The organism is Luteitalea sp. (assembly GCF_022842525.1).
In the GTDB taxonomy this organism is placed as follows: domain Bacteria; phylum Acidobacteriota; class Vicinamibacteria; order Vicinamibacterales; family Vicinamibacteraceae; genus Luteitalea.
Window position 1 is genome coordinate 1 of record NZ_JALHPM010000230.1, and the last position, 8,730, is coordinate 8,730.

Below are 8,730 nucleotides of genomic sequence, written 5' to 3' on the forward strand. Positions count from 1 at the left end.
GGTGCGCTTCCCGTGTGTCATCAAGCCGGCGGGGCTGTCGGCAAGCCGCGGGGTGATGCGCGCCGACACCCTGCCAGCGCTGCTGGCGGCACGCGAGCGACTCGCCACGCTGCTGGCGCGGCCCGACGTCCGCGGCAGCGCCACCACCACGGACGACACCCTGATCGTGGAGGGCTTCGTGCCCGGTCGCGAGTTCGCGCTCGAGGGCGTGCTGGAAGACGGCGCCCTGCGTGTCTTCGCCCTGTTCGAGAAGCCCGACCCGCTCGATGGCCCGTTCTTCGAGGAGACGATCTACGTGACACCGGCCAGGGTCGCGCCAGCCCGGCAGCACGTGATCGCGGGGCACATCGCGCGGGCGGCGCTCGCCCTCGGGTTGCATCACGGGCCCATCCACGCCGAATGTCGCGTCGACGGCGAGGACATCGTCGTCCTCGAAGTGGCCCCGCGGCCGATCGGCGGGCTCTGTGCCCGGGCCATCCCGGTGGTCGCACCCGACCGCACGCCGTGCGCGCTCGAGGATGTCCTGCTCGCGCACGCCCTCGGGCAACCGCTGGACCACTACGGCCACCAGGCGATCGCCAGCGGGGTGCTGATGCTGCCCGTCGCGGAATCCGGACGGCTGCGGGCGGTGGAGGGCGTGGAGGAGGTGCGGGCGCTGCCGTGGGTGACCGGCGTCGAGATCACGGCCCTGCCCGGCAGCCTGCTGGAGGCGCCGCCCGAGGGCGGCACCTACCCGGGGTTCGTCTTCGCCCAGGGCGCACAGCCCGACGACGTCATCGGCACCTTGCGGGAGGCGTCGACGCGGCTGCGGCTGGTGATGGACCGCGCGCTGCCTATTTCGCCGGCGTCGGCGTGAAGCCGGGCGGCAGCGCGGCATCCGCGCCGAAGAAGAACTCCTCCATGTGCTTGGCCACCAGATCCTGGGCCTCCTTCTGCCACGGCATCAGGCGGTACTCGTTCAGGATCATCTTCATCCGCTCTTCCCACTGATCCCAGGCTTCCTGGGACACGCTATCGTAGATGCGCTGGCCGAGTGGTCCTGGCCACGGCGCCTCATCCAGTCCCGGCAGTTCCTGACCCAGCTTCACGCAATGCACCATACGCATGGGGTCGATCGTACCAGAGCCTCCAATGTCCTTTCTCGGTCGTGTTCGCACCTCCCCTCGACGCCTCGTGACGCTCGGCGTCCTCGGCGGCAGCTTCCTCGCCGCCATGGAAGCCACCATCGTCGCCACGGCCATGCCGACGGTCGTCGATCAGTTCGGCGGACTGGCGCATTACAGCTGGGTCTTCTCCGGGTACATGCTCACCTCCACCGTCACGACGCCGGTGTGGGGGCGCATCGCGGATGTCTATGGTCGGCGCCGCCCGTACCTCGTGGCGCTGGCGGTCTTCCTGCTGGGATCGATGCTGTGCGGCGTGGCCGCGTCGATGACGCAACTCATTCTCTTCCGGGCCCTTCAGGGCATCGGTGCCGGCGGCATGCTGCCGCTCGGCATGGTCATCCTCGGCGACATGTTCTCGCTCGAGGAGCGGGCGCGGGCGCAGGCGCTGTTTGCCGGTGTCTGGGGCGTGTCGTCGGTGGCCGGGCCGCTGATCGGCGCGGTGCTCACCGAGAGCGCCTCGTGGCGCTGGATCTTCTTCATGAACCTGCCGTTCGGGCTGGTCGCGGCCTTCCTCGTCGGCCGCTTCCTGGTCGACACCCTGCGTGAGGATCGCGGCGACGTGGACTACGTGGGCGCCGCCGTCCTGATGGCCGCGGTGACGGCGCTGATGCTGGCGCTGAATCAGACCGGCGTCCCCGACGCCTCGCTGTCGCCGACGATCGTCAAGGCGCTCTACGTCGCGGCGCTGGCTCTGGGCGCGATCTTCGTCGCGCTCGAGCGGCGCGCCGCCCATCCCACGCTGCCGCTGACCTTGCTGGCCGATCGCATGGTGGCGACCACGACGCTCAGCGGCGCGCTGCTCGGCATCGCCATCTTCGGCGCGCTGGCGTTCGTGCCCCTCTACGTCCAGGCGGCGCTGGGGCGATCCGCCCGCGAGGCGGGCAGTGTCCTCACCCCCCTGCTGCTCGGATGGGTCCTGATGTCGATCGTCACGGGCCGGCTGCTGCCGCGCGTTGGCTTCCGGCCGTTCATCCTGGGCGGGCTGACGTGCGTGTCGCTCGGGTTCCTCGGCCTGGCGACGGTCTGGCCGGACAGTCCGATGTGGCTACTGCGTGTCTACCTGGGATGCATGGGCATCGGCATGGGGATGACGATGCTGTCGCTGCTGCTGGCCGTGCAGGCCACCGTCGCCCGCGAGCGCCTGGGCGTGGCCACGTCGCTCGGGCAGTTCACGCGCAGCATCGGGGGCGCGGTGGGCGTCGCGGTGATGGGCGCGGTCGTGGCCGCCTCGCTCCCGCCCGGGAGTACCGATCCCGCCCTGCTCGCCGTTGGCCTGCACCGCGCCTTCGTCGTCGGGGCCGTGGTGTCGGTTGTGGCGCTGGCGTCGGCCCTCCTGGTGCCTGGTGGGCTACCTGAGCAAAAGACAACGAGCGTGTAATATTTACCGAATTGTAACCATTCACAGATGGGGTTGGCTGTGGCCGTTTTGTCCTACCTTCCGTTAGTGCCCGGATCCAGCCAAGGATGGGTTGGGACAAACTGCCTCGAGCTGGCACGGTTGTTGTAGAGGTGAAGGTGACTTTCGATGGCGTGCGCAGGGCAATTCCGCGTCCGGCCGATCGCAGAGGGAGGCTTCACCGTGAGCAATGAATCGAACACCCAAGAGCAGGGCGAGACGCGTCGCAAGGAACGGCGTGGATTCGCGTCCATGTCACCGGAAAAGCAGCGTGAAATCGCCAGCAAGGGCGGTCGCGCGGCCCATATGAAGGGGACGGCGCACGAATGGTCCTCTGAAGAGGCCCGCGCTGCGGGTCGCAAGGGGGGGCGCGCCAGCCGCGGGGGCCGCGGTCGGCTGCCCGAGGGCGGCACCGCCGAATAGGGCGACACCGTGTCGTCGTGCAGGGCAGGGGGCGTCCAGTGGACGCCCCCTGCGTCGTTTTTGCGGGGTTTTCTGTGGTTCACGTTGTTCCATCGCGCCATCGCAGGCAACATGGAACGCGTGACGGCACGAGCACGAGGGCGGTGCCTGCTGGGGGCCTGCCTTGCGTGGGCGCTCGCAGGCGTCCCCGCCACCGCCCAGGGCACACGCGAGCCGGCCGACACGCGTCGGCTGAAGGTGCGTAGCCTCCAGATACAGGGTGTGTCAGGGCTGGACGTCGGGCAGATCACCGGCGTCCTCGCGACCCGGGAGACCGGCGGCCTGCTGCCGTTCATCGGCAAGGATCGCTACTTCAGCGCGCGCCTGCTCCAGTCCGACCTCTATCGCATCGTCGCCTTTCTGTCCGACCAGGGCTGGCCGAAGGCCCGAGTCACCGCCGTGGACGTCGACCGCGACGCCGACAAGGGGCACGTCGACGTCACCGTGCACGTGGATCAGGGGCCGCCGGTCATCATCGACAAGGTCGAGACCTACGGGTTCGACGTCCTCGACGCCGCCGACCAGGAGGCCATCGAGCGCCGGATCTCGCTCGAGGCCGGCCGGCGACGCGTGCAGGGCGATGTGCGCAACACGCGCAACGCCACCCTGGCCGTCCTGCAGGAGCGGGGGTATGCCTACGCCTCGGTGAACGTGCTCGAGGGCGATGGCACGATGCCGGGGCATGTGGCGCTCTACGTCATCGCCGAGCCCGGGCCCAAGGCGGTCTTCGGGCGCATCACCGTCCGCGGCAACGACCGCGTCAGCGACGGTCGCGTGAAGTCGCTGCTCTCGATGAAGGAGGGGCAGGAGTTCCGCATCAGTCGCGTCGTCGACAGCCAGCGACGCCTCTACAACCGCGAGATCTTCCAGTTCGTCTCCGTGAACGCCGAGCCCGGGACGACGCCGGGCGCGCCCGTGCCGGTGGACATCGTCCTCACCCCCGCCAAGCCCAGACGCCTCTCCTTCATGCCCGGCTATGGCAGCGAGGAGAAGGCGCGCATCACCACGACGCTGCGACACCTCAACTTCTTCGGGGGGGCACGGACGGCGCAGGCCACGCTGCGCTGGTCCTCGCTGGATCGGGGCTTTCGCGCCAACATCGAGGAGCCGTCGCTGTTTCGCCGCGGTATCTCGATGAGTGTCGGCGGCAGTTACTGGTATGCCAACGAACCGGCCTACGAGCTGACGACCAAGGGCGGGCGCCTGACGTTCGCCAAGCAGCGGGAACGCAGTGACCCGGTGCGCCGCAAGCAGTCGCTCACGGCCCTGTCGGTCACCTTCGTCAACGAGTACGAAGACTACACGGTGGCGGAAGCCGCGCTCACCGATCCGGGCTTCTACGACGACCTGATCGCCCTCGGGCTGAACCCCAACACCGGGCAGGGGCAGGGGCAGCTGCTGGCGCTGGCCGTCGACCTCCAGCGCAACACCACGCCGAACCTGATCGACGCCCGGAGCGGCTATCTCCTCCAGGCCCACGTCGAGCAGGCCGGACGATGGATGCCCGGCGACTTCAACTACGTCGAGTACACCGCCGAGGCCCGCAAGTACCACTCGTTCGGTGGCATCGTCCTGGCGGGCCGCGCGCGTGCCGGCACCATCGACGCGCCGGGGCTGCTGGCCGCCAACGTCCCGTTCTTCAAGCGCTACTTCCTCGGCGGGTCGTCCAGCCTGCGCGGCTGGGGGCGGTTCGAGATCTCGCCCCTGACCGTGGCCGGCAACCCCATCGGTGGCCACTCGATGTTCGAGTCCTCGGGCGAGATTCGCGTCCCGACGTTCGGCCAGTTCGCCATCGTCGGGTTCGTCGATGCCGGCAACGTCTGGTACGACAGCTTCGACTTCAACCTCGATGATCTGCGGGTCGCCGTCGGGCCTGGCCTGCGCTACGTGACGCCGATCGGCCCGGTGCGCGTCGACTTCGGCTACCAGATCACGCGCGTGGACGGGCTGCTCGTCAGCGGCGAGCCCGAGCCGCGCCGCTGGCGCATCCACTTCAGCATCGGGCAGGCGTTCTGACCATGGCGCGGGGACGACGGGCGCTGCGCGCCCTTGCCGTGCTGGTGGTGTTGCTCGCGGGCCTGCTGGTGGCCGCGGCGGTGCTGTCGCAGACGGCCTGGTTCCGCGAACGACTGCGCCGCCTCGCGGTCCGGCAGGCCGAACAGGCGATCGACGGCACCTTGGTCATCGGCGGTCTGGACGGAGACCTGTACTCCGGTGTCACGCTGCGCGACGTCGCGGTCGTCCAGAACGGGACGCCGGTGGTTCGCGTCGGACGGGTCCAACTCTCGTACGACTTCGGCGATGTGGTGTCGGCGGGGCGCACGGTGCGGCAGATCACCATCGACCAGCCGGTCATCGATGCCGTGCGGACCCCGGCCGGGTGGAACGTCGCGCGCCTGCTCAAGCCGCGCCCGCCCGCCGATCCCGACGCGCCGCGCGCCACCTTCACGCTGCCCGACATCCGGGTGACCAACGCGCAGGTGACGGTGCGCGAGATTGGCGTGCCGCAGACCCAGGCGATCCCCCGTCGCATCGATGGACTCACGTTCGAGGGCGGCGTCGCGAGCAGCCCGAGCGAACTCGGCATCGACGTCCGCCGCCTGACGTTCCGGGCCGGACAGCCGGATCTCGACCTGCGATCGCTGGCGGGCCGCATCGTCAGCGTCCCGACCGGCTGGCGGTTCCAGAGTGTCGTCGCGCGGACCGGCGAGTCGGCGCTCACCGTGGACGGCACGCTCAGCCGTCGTGATGCCGCAGCGCCCTGGGCCTTCGACCTCGGCGTGTCGGGGCAACCGGTGTCGCTGCCAGAGATCGGCCGCTTCATCCCGGCCGCGTCGTTCGACCTCCGCCCGCGGCTCACCGTCGGCGTGACGGGCACGCTCGACGCGCTGGCGCTCGATGTCGACGTCACGCAATCGGCAGCGGGGCGCGCCAGGGGACCCCTCACGCTCGACACCACCGGGCCGACACGTGGCCTGAAGGGGCGGCTGACCGTCGCCGACATCGATCTGGCCCCGGTCCTCAAGGACCCGGCCGCGGCCAGCCGCATCACCGGCGATGCCACGTTCGATCTGCGCTTCCCCTCGGCGTCCGAGGGCTTTCCGGTCGATGGCACCTTCGCGTTTGCCGGGCCCAGGGCCGAGGCCTACGGCTACGCCGGGACCAACGTCAAGGCGACCGGCAGGATCGACGGCCGCACCATCGGCCTCGATGCGTCAGCGAACGCCTACGGAGGCACCGCCACCACGAAGGGCACCCTGGCGCTGGCCGGGCGCGGGCCGCGCGAGCTGTCGCTGGCGCTGACGGGCCGCGTCGCAGCCGTCGACCTGCGGCGTGTGCCGGCGTCCCTCCAGGTGCCGGCGCTCGAGACGAATCTGTCGGCCTCGTACGCGCTGAAGGGGCCGCTGTCGGCGCTCGTGGCGGAGGCCACGCTGGCAGGATCCGAGGTCGAGGGCGCAACGCTGTCCGAGGGGACGACCGGCCGCTTCGCGCGGACGCCCGCGGGCTTCACGTTCGGCGCGGCCGGCACGGTCGCTGGGCTCGATCTGCAGCGCCTCGGCGCTGCGCTGGACGTGCCCGCCGTGACGGAGCCACGCTTTGCCGGGCTCATCAACGGCGACTTCGATGTCTCGGGGACGCAGCGCGGCCGCGACGGCCTGCGCCTCGAGGCCACCGCCCAGCTCACGGACTCGACCACCTTCGGCGGCCGGCTGCCCGAGATGGCCGTCACCGCCACGCTCGACGGCGATCGGCTCGACGTCACCGCGAAGGGACGCGTCGACGGCTTCGAGCTCGAGACTCTGACGGGCACGCCGTCGGCCACCGGCGTCCTGCACGGGCAGGTCGACACGCGGGTGTCTCTGCCGGACATCGGTAACGTGTCGGTCGACACCCTGCGGGTGGACGGCACGTTCACGCTCGATCAACCGATCCTCTTCGATGTGCCCTTTGCCCGCATCGAGGCCGAGGTCGCCATCGCCGACGGCGCGGCCACCATCCGCACCCTCGAAGGGACGGGTGACGGTTTCACGCTCACCGGCAGCGGCGTGTTCGGTCTCGGCGTGGAGGATGCCTCTGATCTCCGCTACCGCCTCGTGGCCGAGTCGCTGGTCGAGCCGGCGAAAGTCGCCGACCTGCCTCTGACGGGCGCCGCGACCACCGAGGGCCGCATCAACGGCACACGCGCGGACTTCCTCGTCACCGGCACGGTGGCCGGCGATCAGCTGGCCTACGGCGACGACGTCGCGGCCGGGAAGGTGACGGCGCAGTATGCCGTGCGGGTGCCGGACTTCGACGTCGACCGCGTCGACGTGCAGAGTTCCATCGATGGGCAGCAGGTGCAGGTGGCCGGGCAGGTGCTGCCGGTCGTCAATGGCACGGTCGGCTACACGAAGGACCTCGTGCGCTTCGACGTCACCGGGTCCGACGCCGTGCGCGCCATCGAGGCACGTGGCAGCCTGACGCTCGAAGAGGCGCGCCAGCGCGTGACGCTCGAGCACGTCCAGGTCGCGCGTGACGGCGTGCAGTGGCAGCTGGCCGAGGGCACGACGGCGCGGATGGCCATCACGCCGCGGCAGGCCACCATCAGCCCCGTGCGGCTGGTCAGCGGCAGCCAGTCCCTCGACGTCGAGGGCACGGTCGGCATCGCCGATGACGCCGAGTCGTCGCTGCGCGTCGCGGCGGTCGGCGTGGACATCGGCGACGTGCTCACGCTGGCCGCGCAGGAGGTCGAGGTCGATGGCGTGCTCACGGCCACGGCCACGCTCGGGGGCACGCGCGAGCGCCCCCTGGCCGATGGCCAGGTCGAGGTCACGCAGGGGCGCGTCCGCAACATCGACGTGCAGCGGCTCGGTGGGCGCGTCACCTTCGACGGCACGCTGGCGCTGGTGGACCTCGAACTGGTCAAGGACGGCTTCGCGCGCATGACGGCCAAGGGCGTGGTGCCGCGGTCGGTGCTCGACGGGCGCTCCGACGAGCATGTCGCCGCCACCGCTGCCGATCGCATCGACGTCGCCATCGTCTCGACGCCGATCGATCTCGCGCTGGGCGAGGGACTGACCGAGTACGTGACCGGGCTCGGGGGCCAGGCCCAGGTGGACGTGCGCGTGACCGGGTCGGGGCGTGACCCGCATGTCGAGGGCGCGTTGTTCCTGATCAACGGCACGTTCGTGGTGCCGCTGACCGGCGTGACCTACAAGAACCTCGATGCGGTGGTGATGTTCGAGGACGAGCGCGTCGCCATCTCGGAGATGGGCGTCGAGACCGACAACGGCGACCTGCTCACCGTCGAAGGCGAGCTGGGCCTGAGCCGGGAGCAGGCGAGGACGGTCAACCTCAAGATGAAGGGACGCGACTTCCGCGTCCTGGACAACGAGTTCGGCCTGCTCGATCTCCACACGGACCTGACCATCTCCGGCACCCTGCTGGCGCCGGTGGTCGAGGGCTCGCTCGAGGTCTCCGACGGCCGGCTCGAACTCGACCAGATTCTGCCGCAGGTGGCCGACACCACCTACGCCACGCAGGCCGAGTACCAGGGCATCCCGACCGAGCGTCTGCGGGGGGCCATCGTGCCGGACCTGCTGGGCGACGAGGACACGGCGCCGTGGCTGGCACCGGGCATCAACACGTTCGCGCTTGCCGTGCCTGGCGCGACCGCCCCCGCGGCGACCACGCCCGCGGCGACATCGGCGGCCACCCCGGCCGCGC

At 70.5% G+C, this 8,730-nt stretch carries 6 protein-coding genes; 5 read left to right on the top strand and 1 reads right to left on the bottom strand.

The features are described 5' to 3' along the window. A partial coding sequence (locus tag Q0C41_RS27485) for an ATP-grasp domain-containing protein (protein ID WP_291989538.1) occupies positions 1-856 on the top strand: 856 nt, incomplete at its 5' end. Here the strand turns inward: Q0C41_RS27485 and Q0C41_RS27490 are convergent. Further along, entirely contained in the window at positions 834-1,106 is a 273-nt protein-coding gene (locus Q0C41_RS27490; protein WP_291989540.1) for an oxidative damage protection protein, read from the bottom strand. The genes Q0C41_RS27485 and Q0C41_RS27490 overlap by 23 nt on opposite strands. A gap of 25 nt (positions 1,107-1,131) precedes the next feature. On the opposite strand from Q0C41_RS27490, the gene Q0C41_RS27495 reads away from it, so the two are divergent. From Q0C41_RS27495 to Q0C41_RS27510, 4 genes are all read left to right on the top strand, one after another. Then, positions 1,132-2,544: an MDR family MFS transporter gene (locus Q0C41_RS27495; protein ID WP_291989541.1), complete on the top strand. Its 1,413-nt coding sequence runs from the start codon at positions 1,132-1,134 to the stop codon at positions 2,542-2,544. 201 nt (positions 2,545-2,745) lie between these two features. Beyond that, entirely contained in the window at positions 2,746-2,985 is a 240-nt protein-coding gene (locus Q0C41_RS27500; protein WP_291989542.1) for a KGG domain-containing protein, read from the top strand. Between the two features lie 111 nt (positions 2,986-3,096). After that, a complete protein-coding gene (locus Q0C41_RS27505) occupies positions 3,097-5,040 on the top strand; it encodes a BamA/TamA family outer membrane protein (protein WP_291989543.1) in 1,944 nt (647 codons plus the stop codon). Between the two features lie 2 nt (positions 5,041-5,042). After that, the coding region (locus Q0C41_RS27510; protein WP_291989544.1) for a translocation/assembly module TamB domain-containing protein at positions 5,043-8,730 on the top strand (3,688 nt) is incomplete at its 3' end.

What these genes read in the sequence shown, in the direction of transcription:
- Q0C41_RS27490 (WP_291989540.1), bottom strand. Translation starts at nt 1,106, where the DNA reads ATGCGTATGGTGCATTGCGTGAAGCTGGGTCAGGAACTGCCGGGACTG.
- Q0C41_RS27495 (WP_291989541.1), top strand. Translation starts at nt 1,132, where the DNA reads ATGTCCTTTCTCGGTCGTGTTCGCACCTCCCCTCGACGCCTCGTGACG.
- Q0C41_RS27505 (WP_291989543.1), top strand. Translation starts at nt 3,097, where the DNA reads ATGGAACGCGTGACGGCACGAGCACGAGGGCGGTGCCTGCTGGGGGCC.